Raw genomic sequence first — 16,243 nt, 5'->3', positions numbered from 1 at the left:
ACACCGACGATGACCGCATTGCGCCAAGCCGTACGATGACCGAGTCTGCTTCCGTTTCTTCCGTCGCGACGCCGTCGTTCGACGACGTGCTCGCGTTCGTGCGCGAGCGGGCCGGCGACGCGCGTCTGTCGTCGGGCGAATTGCTTGCCGATCACTCGGCGGGCACGGCGTCGATCATGCGCACGCTGAACGTCGATCCGCACGCGATGCAGGCGGCGGCGTTGTTCGTGCTGACGCCGCATCTGAGCGATCCTGAGCGCGAGCTGACCGAACGCTTTGGCGAAGAGGTCGCGCGGCTCGTGGCCGATGTGCGCAAGCTGCTGCGGCTCGGCACCGTCAGCCTGCGCGCCGCGCAGAACGCGATGCCCGACACAGGGCGCGACGCGGCGGAAGAGCGGCGCACGCAGATCGAAGCGCTGCGCAAGATGCTGCTCGCGTTTGCGCAGGACATTCGCGTGGTGTTGATCCGGCTCGCGTCGCGCTTGCAGTCGCTGCGCTACTACGCGGCTGCGAAGATCGACCCGCCACCCGACGTCGCGCGCGAGACGCTCGAGATCTATGCGCCGCTCGCGAACCGTCTCGGCATCTGGCAGTTGAAGTGGGAGCTCGAGGATCTCGCGTTCCGCTTCGAGGATCCGGTCACCTACAAGCGTATCGCCAAGCTGCTCGACGAGAAGCGCATCGAGCGCGAAGCGTACGTCGCGCAGGCGATCGAGCGGCTGCAGCACGAACTGGCGGAAGCGCATATCCCGGCCGACGTGAGCGGGCGGCCCAAGCACATCTACAGCATCTGGCGCAAGATGCGCGGCAAGGAGCTCGATTTCTCCGAGCTGTACGACGTGCGCGCATTCCGCGTGATCGTGCCGGACATCAAGGATTGCTACGCGGTGCTCGGCATCGTGCATCACCTGTGGCAGCCGGTTCCGAAGGAATTCGACGACTATATCTCGCGGCCGAAGCCGAACGGCTACAAGTCGCTGCATACGGTCGTGATCGGCGACGATGGCCGCGCATTCGAAGTGCAGATCCGCACGCAGGACATGCACCGCTTCGCCGAGTACGGCGTCGCCGCGCACTGGCGCTACAAGGAAGCCGGCGCGCGCGGCTACGGCGGCCAGTTCTCCGCGAGCGACAAGTACGACGAGAAGATCGCGTGGCTGCGTCAGTTGCTCGCATGGAAGGACGACGTCGAGGACGGCGCCGAGGTGTCGGGCGACAAGGCGTGGGCGCAACTGCGCGAGACGTCGCTCGACGACGACCACATCTACGTGCTCACGCCGCAGGCGCGCGTGATCGCGCTGCCGCAGGGCGCGACGCCGGTCGATTTCGCGTATCACCTGCACAGCGAGCTGGGTCATCGCTGCCGCGGCGCACGCGTCGACGGCGTGATGGTGCCGCTGAATACGTCGCTTGCGAACGGCCAGACGGTCGAGATCGTCGCGGTGAAGGAGGGTGGCCCGTCCCGCGACTGGCTGAACCCGCAGCTCGGCTACCTGAAGAGCCCGCGCGCGCGCCAGAAGGTGCGTGCATGGTTCAACTCGATCGAGCAGGAAGAGAACATCGCGCACGGCCGCGCGCTCGTCGAAAAGACGCTGCAGCGCGAGGGCAAGACGTCGGTCAATCTCGACAATCTTGCCGCGAAGCTGGGCTTCAAGTCGCCCGACGAGTTGTTCTCGGTGGTCGGTAAGGAAGAGTTCAGCCTGCGCAACGTCGAGCAGGCGCTGTCCGATGCGCCGCCGCCGGAGCATGCTCCCGAGGCGCCCGCCGATTTCGAGAAGCGCAGCAGCGGGGCGAGCGTTGCGCATGGCGCGTCGACCGGCGTACTGGTGGTCGGCGTCGATGCGCTACTGACCCAGCTTGCGCGCTGCTGTCGTCCGGCGCCGCCCGATCCGATCAGCGGTTTCGTGACGCGCGGCAAGGGGATGTCGATCCACCGCAGCGACTGCCCGACTTTCCAGCGGATGGCCGACCGCGCGCCGGAGCGCGTGCTCCAGACCACCTGGTCGGCCGACGTGCTCGGCGGGCGGGGCGCGTCCGTCTATCCGGTCGACCTGATGATCGAGGCGAGCGATCGCCAGGGATTGCTGCGCGATATTTCCGAAGTGTTCGCACGCGAGAAGATGAACGTCGTCGGCGTGAAGACGCAGAGTCGCCGCAATGCGGCATTCATGCAGTTCACGGTCGAGGTGTCGAACTCGGCGCAGGTGCAGCGCGCCTGTACGCTGCTCGGCGAAGTGCCGGGCGTCGTGCGGGCGGGGCGGAAGGCGTGACGGCCCTGTAATGGGGTTGGAACATCGTTGTTTTGCTGCGACCGCATAAAACACTTGCCAAGTTAGCGGGTGCTCCATATAATCTTAGCTTCACTAGGCTCGTAGCTCAGCTGGTTAGAGCACCACCTTGACATGGTGGGGGTCGTTGGTTCGAGTCCAATCGAGCCTACCAACGAATTGAGAATGCCCGGCTTCCGGGTGTTCGATGCAGTAATAACTCAACGCGAACAAGGCGAATACGGTTATGACACCGCGAACGTTGACCGAAACCTTTTCGGAGCGACGCTAGTCGAGGAACGTTTTCGCCCTTTCAGTCTGAGTGAAGTATCGAATGCGGCCCCTCGAAAGCGGGGCCGCATTTTTTTTGTCGCGAAATTTTGCGCGTGACTTTTATATCGCGTGCCTGGTTTGCCGCCCACTGTTGGTATCACGGAGATTGCTATGGTTTCGATACGCTTGCCTGACGGCTCAGTTCGACAATACGAGCATCCGGTGACAGTTGCCGAGGTTGCTGCCTCGATCGGTCCCGGCCTTGCGAAAGCTGCGCTTGGCGGCAAGCTCGACGGCGAGCTCGTCGACACGTCCACGGTCATCGATCGCGACGCATCGCTCGCGATCGTCACGGACAAGGATGCCGACGGTCTCGACATCATCCGTCACTCGACCGCGCACTTGCTCGCGTATGCCGTGAAGGAGCTGTATCCGGACGCGCAGGTGACGATCGGCCCGGTGATCGACAACGGTTTCTACTACGACTTCTCGTACAACCGCCCGTTTACGCCCGAAGATCTGGAAAAGATCGAAAAGCGCATGCAGGAGCTCGTGAAGAAGGACGAGCCGGTCACGCGTCGTGTCGTGTCGCGTGACGAGGCGGCCGGCTATTTCCGCAGCATCGGCGAGAAGTACAAGGCAGAGATCATCGAGTCGATTCCGCAAAGCGACGAAATCAAGCTGTACTCGCACGGCGGCTTCACCGACCTGTGTCGCGGCCCGCACGTTCCGTCGACCGGCAAGCTGAAGGTCTTCAAGCTGATGAAGGTCGCGGGCGCGTACTGGCGCGGCGACTCGAAGAACGAGCAGCTGCAGCGCATCTACGGGACGGCCTGGACCAGGAAGGAAGACCAGGATCAATACCTGCACATGCTCGAGGAAGCGGAGAAGCGCGACCACCGCAAGCTCGGCAAGCAGCTCGACCTGTTCCACATGCAGGAAGAGTCGCCGGGCATGGTGTTCTGGCATCCGAAGGGCTGGGCGCTGTGGCAGCAGGTCGAGCAGTACATGCGCCGCCGCGTGAACGATGCCGGCTACCTCGAGATCAAGACGCCGATGATCATGGATCGCTCGCTGTGGGAGGCGTCGGGCCACTGGCAGAACTACCGCGAGAACATGTTCACGACGGAGTCGGAGAAGCGCGACTACGCGATCAAGCCGATGAACTGCCCGGGTCACGTCCAGGTGTTCAAGCACGGCCTGCGCTCGTACCGTGACCTGCCGCTGCGTTACGCGGAATTCGGTTCGTGCCATCGCAACGAGGCATCGGGCGCGCTGCACGGCCTGATGCGCGTGCGCGGTTTCGTGCAGGACGATGCGCACATCTTCTGTACGGAAGAGCAGTTCATTGCCGAGTCGATCGCGTTCAATACGCTGGCGATGAGCGTGTACAAGGATTTCGGCTTCGAGCATATCGACATCAAGCTGTCGCTGCGCCCTGAGCAGCGTGCGGGCACGGACGAAACCTGGGATCGCGCCGAGCAGGGCTTGCGCGACGCGCTGACGGCGTGCGGCCTGTCGTGGGAAGAGCTGCCGGGCGAGGGTGCGTTTTACGGCCCGAAGATCGAATACCACATCAAGGATGCGCTCGGTCGCTCGTGGCAGTGCGGTACGCTGCAGCTTGACATGGTGCTGCCGGAGCGCCTCGGCGCCGAGTACGTCGCGGAAGACAACAGCCGCCGCCGGCCCGTGATGCTGCACCGTGCGATCGTCGGTTCGATGGAACGATTCCTCGGCATTCTGATCGAGCACCATGCTGGTGCGATGCCGGTCTGGCTCGCGCCGTTCCAGGCAGTTGTGCTCAATATCGCCGAAAGTCAGGCGGAATATGCACAATCTCTGGCCCAAACGTTGCAAAAACAAGGGGTTAGAGTGGCGGCCGATTTGCGCAACGAGAAGATTAGCTATAAAATACGCGAGCACACGCTGGAAAAGGTGCCTTATCTCCTCGTCGTGGGCGATAAGGAGCGTGATGCGCAAACGGTAGCCGTGCGTGCCCGTGGCGGCGTCGATCTTGGCGTTATGCCGATCGAAGCCTTCGTTGAGCGTCTGCAGGAAGACCTGCGCTCGTTCAAGTAACCGCCCTGGCAGCGCGGCTCGTTTTTTTAATTTTTAGAGGAAACGTAACATCGCTACTGATAAGTCGTCGCATCGCATCAACGGTGAAATCACTGCGCCGGAAGTGCGTCTGGTCGGGCTCGAGAACGAACCGCTCGGTATCGTAAAACTCGCTGATGCTTTCCGTAAATCGGAAGAGCTGGATGTCGATCTGGTGGAAATCGCGCCGCAAGCGGTTCCGCCGGTCTGCCGTCTGATGGACTACGGCAAGTTCAAGTATCAGGAGTCCAAGAAGCAGCACGAAGCGAAGCTGAAGCAGAAGGTCATCCAGGTGAAGGAAGTCAAATTCCGCCCGGGTACCGATGACGGGGATTACAACGTCAAGCTCCGCAATCTCGTGCGCTTCCTCGAAGAGGGCGACAAGACGAAGATCACGTTGCGTTTCCGCGGCCGTGAAATGGCTCACCAGGAGATCGGTATGCGGATGCTTGAGCGTCTGCGCACGGATCTTGAGGAAGTCGGCCAGGTTGAGCAGATGCCGAAGATGGAAGGGCGCCAGATGATCATGGTGCTCTCGCCGAAGAAAAAGAAGTAACGGGCCCGCGCGCGACGCGCGCAGGTTCGAAAGTGGTTCGGTGCGTGGCCCGGTCAGGGCGGCGCGCCAGCAATGACGGCGGCTGCGCAAGCGGTTCGCCGTACACAAGTGGACTGGGTTTCGAAGGGCGGGTCAAGGGCGCAAGCCAACCGCACACCCATCGCCATCTAATAAACTGGAGTTGTTCGTCATGCCTAAGATGAAGACCAAGAAGAGTGCTGCAAAGCGCTTCGTGGTGCGTCCGGGCGGTACCGTCAAGCGCGGTCAAGCCTTCAAGCGTCACATCCTGACCAAGAAAACCACGAAGAACAAGCGTCACCTGCGCGGCGCAACGGCAGTTCATGATTCCGATCTGAACTCCGTCCGCGCGATGCTGCCGTTCGCGTAACCCCTCAACTGATACTCTAAGGAGAGAAACATGCCTCGAGTCAAACGTGGGGTAACCGCACGGGCCCGCCACAAGAAGATCATCAACCTGGCCAAGGGTTATCGCGGCCGTCGCAATAACGTCTATCGCATCGCCAAGCAAGCGGTGATGCGCGCTGGTCAGTACGCGTACCGCGATCGCCGCAACAAGAAGCGTGTGTTCCGCGCACTGTGGATCACGCGTATCAACGCGGCAGTTCGCCAGCACGACATGACCTACAGCGTGTTCATCAACGGCCTGAAGAAGGCGTCGATCGAACTCGACCGTAAGGTCCTGGCCGACATGGCGGTGTTCGACAAGGCTGCTTTTGCTGCGATCGTCAAGCAGGTGAAAGCCGCCGTTGCAGCCTAATTGAGAAATTAGCACTGCGTGGTTAGTTGCAGCGATGTTCCGGTAGTCTCGGCCGCTGCAGCGAAAACGGGGCTCTTCCGAGCCCCTTTTTTGTTTGGCGGGGCGATTTCGCACGCCAAGATCGAATGACGTTGGAAATGATGGGATCTATGGATCTGGACCAGATTGTCGCCGACGCGCAGCAGTCCTTCGAACAGGCTGCCGACATCACCACGCTCGAAAACGAGAAAGCACGATTCCTCGGCAAGTCGGGTGCGCTGACCGAGTTGCTCAAGGGCCTCGGCAAGCTCGATCCCGAAGCACGCAAGACCGAAGGCGCACGCATCAACGTCGCGAAGCAGCAGGTTGAAGCCGCGCTGACCGCACGTCGCCAGGCGCTCGCCGACGCACTCCTGAACCAGCGCCTCGCCGCCGAGGCGATCGACGTCACGTTGCCGGGTCGCGGCGCCGGTGCAGGCAGCCTGCACCCCGTGATGCGCACGTGGGAACGCGTCGAACAGATTTTCCGCTCGATCGGCTTCGATGTGGCCGACGGTCCCGAAATCGAGACCGACTGGTACAACTTCACGTCGCTGAACAGCCCGGAGAACCATCCGGCGCGTTCGATGCAGGACACCTTCTACGTCGAAGGCAAGGATGCCGACGGCCGCCAGCTGCTGCTGCGCACGCACACGAGCCCGATGCAGGTGCGTTACGCGCGCATGAACCGTCCGCCGATCAAGGTCATCGCGCCGGGCCGCACGTATCGCGTCGACAGCGATGCGACCCACTCGCCGATGTTCAATCAGGTCGAAGGGCTGTGGATCGACGAGAACATCAGCTTCGCCGACCTCAAGGGCGTCTATACCGATTTCCTGAAGAAATTCTTCGAGCGCGACGACATCCTCGTGCGCTTCCGGCCGTCCTATTTCCCGTTCACGGAACCGTCGGCCGAGATCGACATGATGTTCGAGCACGGCAAGAATGCCGGCAAGTGGCTCGAGATCTCCGGCTCGGGGCAGGTGCATCCGACCGTGATCCGCAATATGGGCCTCGATCCCGAGCGCTACATCGGCTTCGCGTTCGGCAGCGGCCTCGAGCGCCTGACGATGCTGCGCTACGGCGTCCAGGATCTCCGGCTGTTCTTCGAGAACGACCTGCGTTTCCTGCGCCAGTTCGCATAACGCACGCGCCGTGCCGACATGTGCCCGTGCATGCCCCGCCGGACGTTTCCGCAGGGCCCGGGCGTCGATCTAACCTGTTTCGAACGTAGACATCCATGCAATTCCCTGAATCCTGGTTGAGAACCTTTGTCGACCCGCAGCTGACGACCGACGAGCTGTCGCACGCGCTGACGATGGCGGGGCTCGAAGTCGAATCGCTGAGCAAGGCTGCGCCGCCGACGTCGAAGATCGTCGTCGGCCGCGTGCTCGAAGTCGTCAAGCATCCGGATGCGGACAAGCTCAATGTCTGCCAGGTCGACGCCGGCACCGGCGCGACGCTGAACATCGTCTGCGGTGCGCCGAACGTGGCGCCCGGCATCAAGGTGCCGGTCGCGCTGGTCGGTGCGGAACTGCCGCCGGCAGAAGAGGGCGGCAAGCCGTTCGCGATCAAGCTGTCGAAGCTGCGCGGCGTGGAGAGCCAGGGGATGCTGTGCTCGGCACGCGAGCTGAAACTGTCCGAAGACCACAGCGGCCTGCTGATCCTGCCGGAAGACACGCCGGTCGGCCAGGATATCCGCGATACGCTCAATCTCGACGACACGGTCTTCGAAATCAAGCTGACGCCGAACAAGGCCGATTGCCTGTCGGTATTCGGCATCGCACGCGAGACGGCCGCGATCACGGGCGCTCCGCTGACGCCGGTCGACATCCGCCCGGTGCGCGCCGAACTCGACGAGACGCTGCCGGTGCGTATTGCCGCGCCTGATCTGTGCGGCCGTTTCTCGGGTCGCGTGATTCGTGGCGTGAATGCACGCGCGAAGACGCCGCAGTGGATGGTGGAGCGCCTCGAACGTTCGGGCCAGCGCAGCGTGTCGGCGCTCGTCGACATCTCGAACTACGTGATGTTCGAGCTTGGCCGTCCGTCGCACGTGTTCGATCTGGACAAGATCCACGGCGGCATCGAGGTGCGTTGGGGCAAGCGCGGCGAGTCGCTGAAGCTGCTGAACGGCAACACCGTCGAGCTCGATGAAACGGTCGGCGTGATCGCGGACGATCACCAGGTCGAAAGCCTCGCGGGCATCATGGGCGGCGACAGCACGGCCGTCACGCTCGATACGACCAACATCTACCTGGAAGCGGCGTTCTGGTGGCCGGACAGCATCCGCGGCCGTGCGCGCAAGTACAACTTCTCGACCGATGCGGCCCATCGCTTCGAGCGCGGCGTCGACTACGCGACGACTGTCGAGCACGTCGAGCGCATCACGCAGTTGATTCTCGAGATCTGCGGCGGCAAGGCCGGCCCGGTCGACGATCAGGCGGTGAACCTGCCGCAGCGCGCTCCGGTAAAGATGCGGGTCTCGCGCGCGAATCGCATCATCGGCGTGAAGATCGAAGCCGACGAGATCGCGAACATCTTCACGCGCCTGGGCCTGCCGTTCGAGCGCGACGATGACGCGTTCCTGGTCACGCCGCCGTCGCACCGCTTCGACATCGAGATCGAGGAAGACCTGATCGAGGAAGTGGCGCGTATCTACGGTTTCGAGAAGATCCCGGCGCGTCCGCCGGTCGCGACGAGCGAGATGCGTGCGACCAACGAGACGCAACGCTCGATCCACGATATCCGTCATGCGCTCGCGGCGCGCGACTATGCGGAAACGGTCAACTTCAGCTTCGTCGATGCGGAGTGGGAGCACGATTTCGCCGGCAACGACAACCCGATCCGCCTGCTGAACCCGATCGCGAGCCAGCTTTCGGTGATGCGCACGACCCTGTTCGGCAGCCTGATCTCGGTGCTGCGCCACAACCTGAACCGTCGCGCGGATCGCGTGCGCGTGTTCGAGGCGGGCCGCGTGTTCCTTGCCGATCCGTCGGTGAAGGCGGGCGAGCTGACGGTCGAAGGGTACACGCAACCGAAGCGTGTCGGCGCACTGGCTTACGGGCCGGCGGTCGACGAGCAATGGGGCGTGACCACTCGCGCGGTCGATTTCTTCGACGTGAAGGGCGATCTCGAGGCGCTGCTCGCGCCGGCGGCTGCGCGCTTCGTGAAGGCCGAACATCCGGCCCTCCACCCGGGCCGCAGCGCGCACATCGAAATCGATGGTCGCTTGGTCGGCTGGATCGGCGAGCTGCACCCGCGCCTGATGCAGAAGTACGAGCTGCCGCACGCGCCGGTGATGTTCGAAATCGACGCTGACGCGCTGATCGCGCGTGCGCTGCCGGCGCCGACCGACGTGTCGAAATTCCCGCCGGTTCGCCGCGATATCGCCGTAGTGGTCGACCAGGCAGTCGAGGTTCAGGCACTTTTCGACGAAATGAAGAAGGCGCTGGCCGAAGACGCCTGCCGATTCGTTCAGAAGGTTGTACTCTTCGACGAATTTCGTGCAAAATCAAATACTTCCGGTGGTCTTGCCGCGCACGAGAAGAGCCTTGCCTTTCGCGTGACGCTGCAGGACGCGGCTGGCACGCTACAGGACGAGGTCGTCGATCAGGCGATCCAGACGCTGGTCGAGCGGATGGCTCGTGCTGGTGCGCGTCTGCGCGGCTAAGGAGAGCCGCCCGTTCGTGGGTGGCTTTTCCCCATCGTGAGTTTTGGTTTAACGCGCTGTATGGCAGATATGAACGACATGACCTCGAGTGAATTCGAAGCCCTCCTGACGGCGCAACGCAGCGCCATGAACCGCGACGCTTCGGCGCCGGCGTCCACCGAGACGCCGACGCTGACGAAAGCGGAACTGGCGGAGCTGCTGTTCGACAGCGTCGGGCTGAACAAGCGTGAAGCGAAGGACATGGTCGAGGCGTTTTTCGAAGTGATCCGCGACGCGCTCGAAAACGGTGAAAGTGTCAAGCTGTCGGGGTTCGGCAACTTCCAGCTGCGCGACAAGCCGCAGCGTCCGGGCCGTAATCCGAAAACGGGCGAGGCGATTCCGATCGCGGCCCGCCGGGTGGTAACCTTCCACGCAAGCCAGAAGCTGAAGGCGCTGGTCGAAAACGGCGCGGAGTAAAGCCGCGCGCCGACGTCTCCGCGCGGCCGCCGCGCACCCTTTACCGACGGTTAACCGACGATGACCACTACGGTTGAGAAAGTCGTCTTGCCTCCGATTCCCGCGAAGCGCTACTTCACGATCGGTGAAGTCAGTGAACTATGCGGGGTCAAGCCGCACGTGCTGCGTTATTGGGAACAGGAATTCACGCAGTTGCGGCCGGTGAAGCGGCGAGGCAACCGCCGGTACTACCAGCACCACGAAGTGTTGCTGATCCGGCGGATTCGCGAGTTGCTGTACGAACAAGGGTTCACGATCAACGGGGCGCGCAACCGGCTCGACTCGCCCGGCAGCGAACGCGCTGCTGCGGCACCGGCCGCCCCTGAAGCACCGGCCGCTGACGCGCGCGCACCGGGCAAGCAGGGAACGACGGTCGACGTCATCGCATTGCGGCAGGCGCTGCTCGACGTGATCGACGGACTGAAGCACGACTGAGCGAGACGCGCGAATCAAGTAAAAAGCCCGGTTGGCGAAGCGCCACCGGGCTTTTTTGATGCATGCGAGCTGCATTCGTCAGCGCGACGCGAGCGGATTCGGCTGCCCCATGTCGACGACCAGCGTGCCGTCGGGCAGCATCCGCACCGAACCCTGCGCGACCTGGCTGCGGTAGCCGTAGAGGTCGAAACGCATCGGACCGGCCTCGGCGGAGTTCCGGATCAACGCGCGCACGTTGAGTTCGAGCACGTTGAACATCTTCATGTCGCCGCCTTCCATCCACATGTAGCTCGGCGCGTCGATCTGCGGCCGCTTCGGCGCAGGCGCGTCGGCGGCGCGCCGGAACGTGAGGCGCAGCCCGTCGCGCTCGACCGTCGCCTGACCGAGCTTGCCGTTCAGCATCGGCGGCGGAAACACGGTGTACTGGTCGAGCACGAGCGTGTCGCCGCGCAATTCGGCACCGCGGCGCTGCAGCGGCGTCAGCGACGCGAGCTCGATGCCGAGCGAGCGCAACAGCTTCGCCTGCGGGACGCCGAGCACCGACACCTGCGACGGCTTGAACGCGAGGTGGCGGTCGTCCAGTACCGACAGCGAGCCCTTCATGTCGGTCGGCAGCCACACGCCCGGCACGTGATTCCACAGCTTGATGCCGCCCTGGACGCGCAGGTTCTGGCCGTCCGCGCTCAATTGCAGGTCGTTCAGCGAGCGCGGCGAGTAGTCGAGCAGATAGTTGTTGAAGAGTGCCGACATCGCCTTCCAAGACTCGACGACCGTACCGCCGAGAATGCGGATGTCGTACTGGTTCGGATCGTCGAGGTCGACCGGTTCGCCGGGGCGTTTAGCGACGAGTTGCGCGTCGAGATCCTCGACATGGAAGCCGATGTCGCCGGACAGGTTGAAGTCGACGTTGTGCAGATGGATCGTCGGGTTGCGGTTCGATACGTGCCGTTCGTTGAACGGTGTCGTCGACGAACGCCGCATCGCGACTTTCTGCATGCCCGGCTGCGTGGCGCCGGCCGCGAGCGCAAACGCTTCCCAGTGCTCGCGCGAATCGTGCAGCGCGTTCTGTTGGGCGGCGAGGAAACTGTCGTTCAGGCGAGCGGCCGCATTGCCGAGCGGGGCGCCGCTGGCCGGGCCCGCGTACGACGGCATTCGGATCGTCATCGCGCCGTTTTCGTTGAAATTGAAATAGCCGGCCGACACCTGATCGCGATAGTGGTACAGGTCGAACACGAAGTTCAGGTTACGCCGGGTCGGATCGACGGGGCCGATCAGGATATCGGCGTTCATCGGCATCGAGCGCATGAACTTCACGTCGCCGCCGCGAATGTACATCGCCTGTTGCGGTGCGTTCGCGGGCAGCGCGAAGCCGGCACGCGTGCCGTCGTCGAGCGTCAGGTCGAGGCCGGCCGGCGTCACGCGCAGCGCGGTGATCCTGATCTTCAGCCGCGGCGGCGGCATCAGCTTGTCGACCGACATCACGAGGTCGTCGCCGGCAAGCCGAGCGATCGGCGTTTCCACCTTCAGCAGATCGGCCATCTTCACGTTGGCCGCGCGCATCACCGGCTGTGCGTTGATGCCCGACACGCGCACGCCGGTCGGGTGGAACACGAGCTGGCTGCCGTCGCGGATCGCGAGCGTGCCGGTCAGCGAGAACGGCACCCAGCCGTCGCGTTGCATCTCGCCTTGCAGGTGGATCACGCCGTCGCCGGCCGATACGACGAGCTTGCGCAGCGGTGCGTTGCGATAACCGAAGATGTACGTATTGAACAGCGCCGTCAGCTTCGCGTTGTCGAGCGTGACGGCGCCCTCATGCACGTCGATCTCGAAGCTCGTCGGATCGTCGAACACGATTGGCGCGCCGGCCTGCGTCGGTACGAGCGTTGCGGATAACTGATGGATGAAGAAGCCGAGGTTGTTGACGATGCGGAAATCGACGTCGCGCAGAAACGTCATTGCACCGCTCTGACCCGAGTCGCGCAGCGTGAACGGGCGCGGTTGCGTGAGGCTGATCGATGCGAGCGAAGGCACGGTGCGGGCGATTTGCTGCTCTTGCGCGAGACGTTCGGCTTTTGCGCGTTCGATCTTCGTCGACGCACTCGATGCGTTGCCGTCACGCTGCGCGGCAGGTTCCGCACAGCCGGCGCAGAGCAGCGTGAGCGCAAGCGCGCCGCAGCCGAGCGCACGGGGCGTGCCATATGAAATCGAAATGGCCGCGCGCCGCGGGCCGAACATCCAGTCGAAAACTGCCAAAGGCGAGCGATGGCCGTGCCGGACCGCATTCCGCATCGTCTGTCTCCATGTCTTGTCATGATCGACGAGCGCACGCGGCCGATGCACGGCGCGGACGTCGATGCCGTGCAGTGTGTCATAGCGCGCTAGAGCCGCGTTACCAAACAGCGGGAGCCGGAGCGGGACCGGCCGGCGCGCGGCAGGACAACGGACTCGCGGCGGCGGGGTGACAGGATCAAACGGTCGTTTGGTTTTTGTTTTCGGGGAGGCAACCCGTCAGGTGCCGGATCGGCGAACCCGGCGTTGGTCGGCGCCGGGTTGCGTATCGGCCGAACCGCGCGACCGATTCGGAAATGGCAATCGGGCGATTTCGCTATCGGCGCCGGTGGAGTCGCTCAGACCAGCAGGCGCTGCCGGATCGCATTTTGCGTTGCCTGGTCGAGCTGCAGGCCGTTGTCGATGTACGACGCCATCGACCCGTACGACGTGGCGACCTGGTCGTATGCCGCTTGCAGATAGGCCGTTCGCGCGCCCTGCAATGCGGCCATCATGTCGGCCGCATCCTGTCCGCCGCTTCTCTGCGCCTGCGCGACATAGGCGGCGATTTCGGATGCGCTGTAGACGTTGGTCAGCAGGTAATCCGTGAGAATCGTCTGTTGCGGGACGCCGACGATCGTTTGCAGAATGGCTGCAGCCCAGCCGGTGCGATCCTTGCCGGCCGTGCAGTGAAAGACAAGATTGCCGCCGGACGCGGCAAATCCGGCGAACAGCGTGTGGTAACCCGTCCGCGCCGTTTCCGTCGTCACGAATGCCCGGTACATGGTCTGCATGAAGGCTGCTGCGGTCGCACCGTTGGTCGGTAGCGGACCGATGTCGGTGACGCCGAGCACGTTGAGGTTCTGCCATGTGGCGCCGGCCAGCGGCACGTCCGGCTGCGCGTGGATCTCGGACGTCGTGCGCAGGTCGCAGACCTGCGTGATGCCGAGCGTGTCGACCGTCGCAACGTCGGCAGCGGACAATGCGAGTGCCGACGACCGGTAGACCACGCCTTTTTTCATCGCTGCGCCGCTTGTCGACGCGTAGCCCGTTCCATCGGGTCCCGCGGCGTCACGAAAGTTCGCCGCCGAACCGAGTCTGGGCGTCGTGACCGGGGCGACCGAGATCGAGTCGCCACCGCACGCGGACAGTAGCGGCGTGCTTCCGAGCACGATGCCCAAAGTGCCGGCACCCAGCCGAAGAAAATGTCGACGGGAAAATTCGTTTTTCTGGTTCATTCACTGGCCTTTGTCGGAGACTGTTACAGGAAGTCGCGATCGCGGTTGCGATCGGGATCGCTGCCGACGCTTTCCGCACGACGCGGCGAAGCGCGGATAGGCCGCGTCGATCGACATGCGGTCGGACGATTCGCCGTGCGCGCCGCGCTCGCGCCGGGTAAGCGCACGGTAGCGATCCGTGGCGAAACGGCCATCGTCCTTTTTGATTAGGCGGGAATGGGAGAAGGGCTTCGCTGCGACACTGTGTGGGCGTCGGTCATGGGCGTACCCGTCGAAAAATTTCACGAGAACGATCACAAAATGCATATGACCCGTTCTAAACGGGACAACTGTCTGTTATAATTTTTTTCTTTCGGGGCGTAGCGCAGCCTGGTAGCGTACCTGCATGGGGTGCAGGTGGTCGGAGGTTCAAATCCTCTCGCCCCGACCAGACAAGAACCCGCGTCAGTTCAGGCTGACGCGGGTTTTTTCTTGCCCGTCGCTTTTTTGCACATCCCGGCGCGGCCCCGGTAAAATGCAAGGTTGATCCACGGAAAGCGCCGTGATTTAGCGGAAGAGGATTCCCCGAACATGACTGATCTTCGTCTTACCATGCGGTTCGCTGCAGTGCTCGCCACCGGCGCGCTCGTTGCCGGTTGCGGTACGTCGTCGCCCACGAAAGTGGACTACAAGAGCGATTCGAAATCGAAGGAAGCGTCGCTCGCAGTGCCGCCCAACATGCTCGACGAGACGGCCGATCAGCGCTCGTTGCCGCCGCAGGGTGGCGCGACTTCCCTGTCCGCGCTCCAGCAGGTTCAGCAGGCGGCGCCCGCGACGGACACCGTCGTTCCAGCCGTTTCGGGCATGCATATCCAGCGTGACGGCACCGAGAGCTGGCTCGTGATCGACGGCAAGAAGCCCGCCGACATCTGGCCGCAGGTTCGCCGTTTCTGGCAGGAGCAGGGCTTCCTGCTGGTCGTCGACCAGCGCGACAAGGGTGTGATGGAAACCGACTGGAACGAAACTCATCCGCAGATCAACGACGGCCTGATCCGTGGCGTGATTTCGAAAGCGATGGGCAACTCGTACGTGACGGCAGAGCGCAACAAGTACCGCACGCGTCTCGATTCGGCGCCCAACGGCGGCACCTACGTGTTCATCAGCCAGAAGGGCATGCGCGAGGCGCTCACCGGTGCGAACAACGATTCGAGCAAGTGGGAAGCGAAGCCGAACGATCCGGCGCTCGAGACGGAATACCTGAAGAGGTTGATGGCGGTGCTCGCGCAGAACGAGCAGCGTGCGAAGAACGGCGAGCCGCCGATCGCCAACATCAACGACAACGCGGTGTCGAAGGACAAGAAGGCTGACACGGACGCATCGAAGGCCGCCGCCGCGGCGATTGCCGCGCAGAACGTCGCGCGCGCGTCGTCGCAAGGAAGCGACGTCGACTCGTCCGGCTCGGTGCCGCCCGAAGTCACGCTCGGCGAGCCGTACGACCGGTCGTGGCTGCACGTCGGCCTCGCGCTCGACCGTGCGAACTTCACGGTCGACGATCGCGATCGCACGAAGGGCCTGTATTTCGTGCGCTATGTCGATCCGAAGGATCTGAGCGCGGCCGAGCAGGGCTTCTGGAGCCAGTTGTTCCACGGCAAGAAGGAAAAGCAGGCGAAGCAATATCGCGTGAACGTGAAGGCGTTGACGCCGGATCAGACGCGTGTCGCGGTCATCGACGATTCGGGTGCGATCGATACGTCGTCGCCGGCCCGGCAGATCATGGCGCTGCTCGTGAATCAGCTGCGCTGATCGCGGCTCGCTCCCGCTCCTGAAAAAGCCCGCCATCCGGCGGGCTTTTTTATGTCCGCGCGCGTCGGTATTGGCGTGTGCGCGAGGTTCGGTCCCTCCGTGTGACGTTACGTAACATCCGCGCGTTACGACGGCGGAACGGGTGTTACATCGTCAAGGTTTTAGAAAATATCCTTATGGATCAATGGTGTGTCGGCGTATTTGAAGTTGGCACGCAACCTGCTTTATAAATCGGAATTGTTGGAACAGGGAGGACGGTGTCAGATACCGGGCGTGCGTTGCGAGCGCGCGACCGACGGTACTGGCGCCTTCAAGCGCCGGCGCAACGAGCGCCGGTACAACCGATGACGATCCGTGCCATGCGCG

At 63.3% G+C, this 16,243-nt stretch carries 12 protein-coding genes and 2 tRNA genes; 12 read left to right on the top strand and 2 right to left on the bottom strand.

Annotation, left to right across the window (positions count from 1 at the left end):
- Positions 1 to 35 precede the first annotated feature (35 nt).
- From DIE13_RS03675 to DIE13_RS03625, 10 genes are all read left to right on the top strand, one after another.
- Positions 36 to 2,270 carry a bifunctional (p)ppGpp synthetase/guanosine-3',5'-bis(diphosphate) 3'-pyrophosphohydrolase gene (locus DIE13_RS03675; protein ID WP_124825865.1) on the top strand — a complete coding sequence of 745 codons (2,235 nt, stop codon included), beginning with the start codon at positions 36 to 38 and terminating at the stop codon, positions 2,268 to 2,270.
- A 95-nt stretch (positions 2,271 to 2,365) separates the two neighbouring features.
- A tRNA-Val gene (locus DIE13_RS03670) sits at positions 2,366 to 2,442 on the top strand.
- A gap of 269 nt (positions 2,443 to 2,711) precedes the next feature.
- The gene (gene thrS, locus DIE13_RS03660; protein WP_124825864.1) at positions 2,712 to 4,619 is read left to right on the top strand and encodes a threonine--tRNA ligase; all 1,908 of its coding nucleotides are present in this window, start codon (positions 2,712 to 2,714) and stop codon (positions 4,617 to 4,619) included.
- 49 nt (positions 4,620 to 4,668) lie between these two features.
- A complete protein-coding gene (gene infC, locus DIE13_RS03655) occupies positions 4,669 to 5,193 on the top strand; it encodes a translation initiation factor IF-3 (RefSeq protein ID WP_080599380.1) in 525 nt (174 codons plus the stop codon).
- Positions 5,194 to 5,383: 190 nt separating this feature from the next.
- Positions 5,384 to 5,581, top strand: a complete 198-nt coding sequence (gene rpmI, locus DIE13_RS03650; RefSeq protein WP_004191477.1) for a 50S ribosomal protein L35 — start codon at positions 5,384 to 5,386, stop codon at positions 5,579 to 5,581.
- A gap of 30 nt (positions 5,582 to 5,611) precedes the next feature.
- Positions 5,612 to 5,971, top strand: a complete 360-nt coding sequence (rplT, locus tag DIE13_RS03645; protein WP_004192938.1) for a 50S ribosomal protein L20 — start codon at positions 5,612 to 5,614, stop codon at positions 5,969 to 5,971.
- 149 nt (positions 5,972 to 6,120) lie between these two features.
- Positions 6,121 to 7,134 carry a phenylalanine--tRNA ligase subunit alpha gene (gene pheS, locus DIE13_RS03640; protein WP_006753318.1) on the top strand — a complete coding sequence of 338 codons (1,014 nt, stop codon included), beginning with the start codon at positions 6,121 to 6,123 and terminating at the stop codon, positions 7,132 to 7,134.
- Positions 7,135 to 7,229: 95 nt separating this feature from the next.
- The gene (gene pheT, locus DIE13_RS03635; RefSeq protein WP_124825863.1) at positions 7,230 to 9,659 is read left to right on the top strand and encodes a phenylalanine--tRNA ligase subunit beta; all 2,430 of its coding nucleotides are present in this window, start codon (positions 7,230 to 7,232) and stop codon (positions 9,657 to 9,659) included.
- A 69-nt stretch (positions 9,660 to 9,728) separates the two neighbouring features.
- A complete protein-coding gene (locus tag DIE13_RS03630) occupies positions 9,729 to 10,115 on the top strand; it encodes an integration host factor subunit alpha (RefSeq protein WP_006486093.1) in 387 nt (128 codons plus the stop codon).
- 60 nt (positions 10,116 to 10,175) lie between these two features.
- The gene (locus DIE13_RS03625) at positions 10,176 to 10,589 is read left to right on the top strand and encodes a MerR family transcriptional regulator (protein WP_124825862.1); all 414 of its coding nucleotides are present in this window, start codon (positions 10,176 to 10,178) and stop codon (positions 10,587 to 10,589) included.
- Positions 10,590 to 10,667: 78 nt separating this feature from the next.
- On the opposite strand, the gene DIE13_RS03620 is transcribed toward DIE13_RS03625, so the two are convergent.
- Positions 10,668 to 12,878: a hypothetical protein gene (locus tag DIE13_RS03620; protein WP_124825861.1), complete on the bottom strand. Its 2,211-nt coding sequence runs from the start codon at positions 12,876 to 12,878 to the stop codon at positions 10,668 to 10,670.
- A gap of 338 nt (positions 12,879 to 13,216) precedes the next feature.
- The gene (locus DIE13_RS03615; RefSeq protein WP_233409972.1) at positions 13,217 to 14,029 is read right to left on the bottom strand and encodes a tyrosine-protein phosphatase; all 813 of its coding nucleotides are present in this window, start codon (positions 14,027 to 14,029) and stop codon (positions 13,217 to 13,219) included.
- A 419-nt stretch (positions 14,030 to 14,448) separates the two neighbouring features.
- Here DIE13_RS03615 and DIE13_RS03610 point away from each other — a divergent pair.
- Positions 14,449 to 14,525: transfer RNA gene (locus DIE13_RS03610), tRNA-Pro, on the top strand.
- Positions 14,526 to 14,665: 140 nt separating this feature from the next.
- Complete coding sequence (bamC, locus tag DIE13_RS03605) at positions 14,666 to 15,877, top strand: outer membrane protein assembly factor BamC (RefSeq protein ID WP_124825859.1); 1,212 nt, start codon at positions 14,666 to 14,668, stop codon at positions 15,875 to 15,877.
- Positions 15,878 to 16,243 lie beyond the last annotated feature (366 nt).

Source organism: Burkholderia sp. Bp9016 (assembly GCF_003857765.1).
In the GTDB taxonomy this organism is placed as follows: Bacteria; Pseudomonadota; Gammaproteobacteria; order Burkholderiales; family Burkholderiaceae; genus Burkholderia.
Note: the sequence above shows the minus strand (reverse complement) of the source record. Positions and strands in the feature narration are given on the sequence as shown.

Coding starts and splice junctions, on each gene's coding strand:
- bamC (WP_124825859.1), top strand. CDS start 14,666: ATGACTGATCTTCGTCTTACCATGCGGTTCGCTGCAGTGCTCGCCACC.
- DIE13_RS03620 (WP_124825861.1), bottom strand. CDS start 12,878: ATGCGGAATGCGGTCCGGCACGGCCATCGCTCGCCTTTGGCAGTTTTC.
- DIE13_RS03625 (WP_124825862.1), top strand. CDS start 10,176: ATGACCACTACGGTTGAGAAAGTCGTCTTGCCTCCGATTCCCGCGAAG.
- rpmI (WP_004191477.1), top strand. CDS start 5,384: ATGCCTAAGATGAAGACCAAGAAGAGTGCTGCAAAGCGCTTCGTGGTG.
- thrS (WP_124825864.1), top strand. CDS start 2,712: ATGGTTTCGATACGCTTGCCTGACGGCTCAGTTCGACAATACGAGCAT.
- DIE13_RS03675 (WP_124825865.1), top strand. CDS start 36: ATGACCGAGTCTGCTTCCGTTTCTTCCGTCGCGACGCCGTCGTTCGAC.
- pheT (WP_124825863.1), top strand. CDS start 7,230: ATGCAATTCCCTGAATCCTGGTTGAGAACCTTTGTCGACCCGCAGCTG.
- pheS (WP_006753318.1), top strand. CDS start 6,121: ATGGATCTGGACCAGATTGTCGCCGACGCGCAGCAGTCCTTCGAACAG.
- rplT (WP_004192938.1), top strand. CDS start 5,612: ATGCCTCGAGTCAAACGTGGGGTAACCGCACGGGCCCGCCACAAGAAG.
- DIE13_RS03630 (WP_006486093.1), top strand. CDS start 9,729: ATGAACGACATGACCTCGAGTGAATTCGAAGCCCTCCTGACGGCGCAA.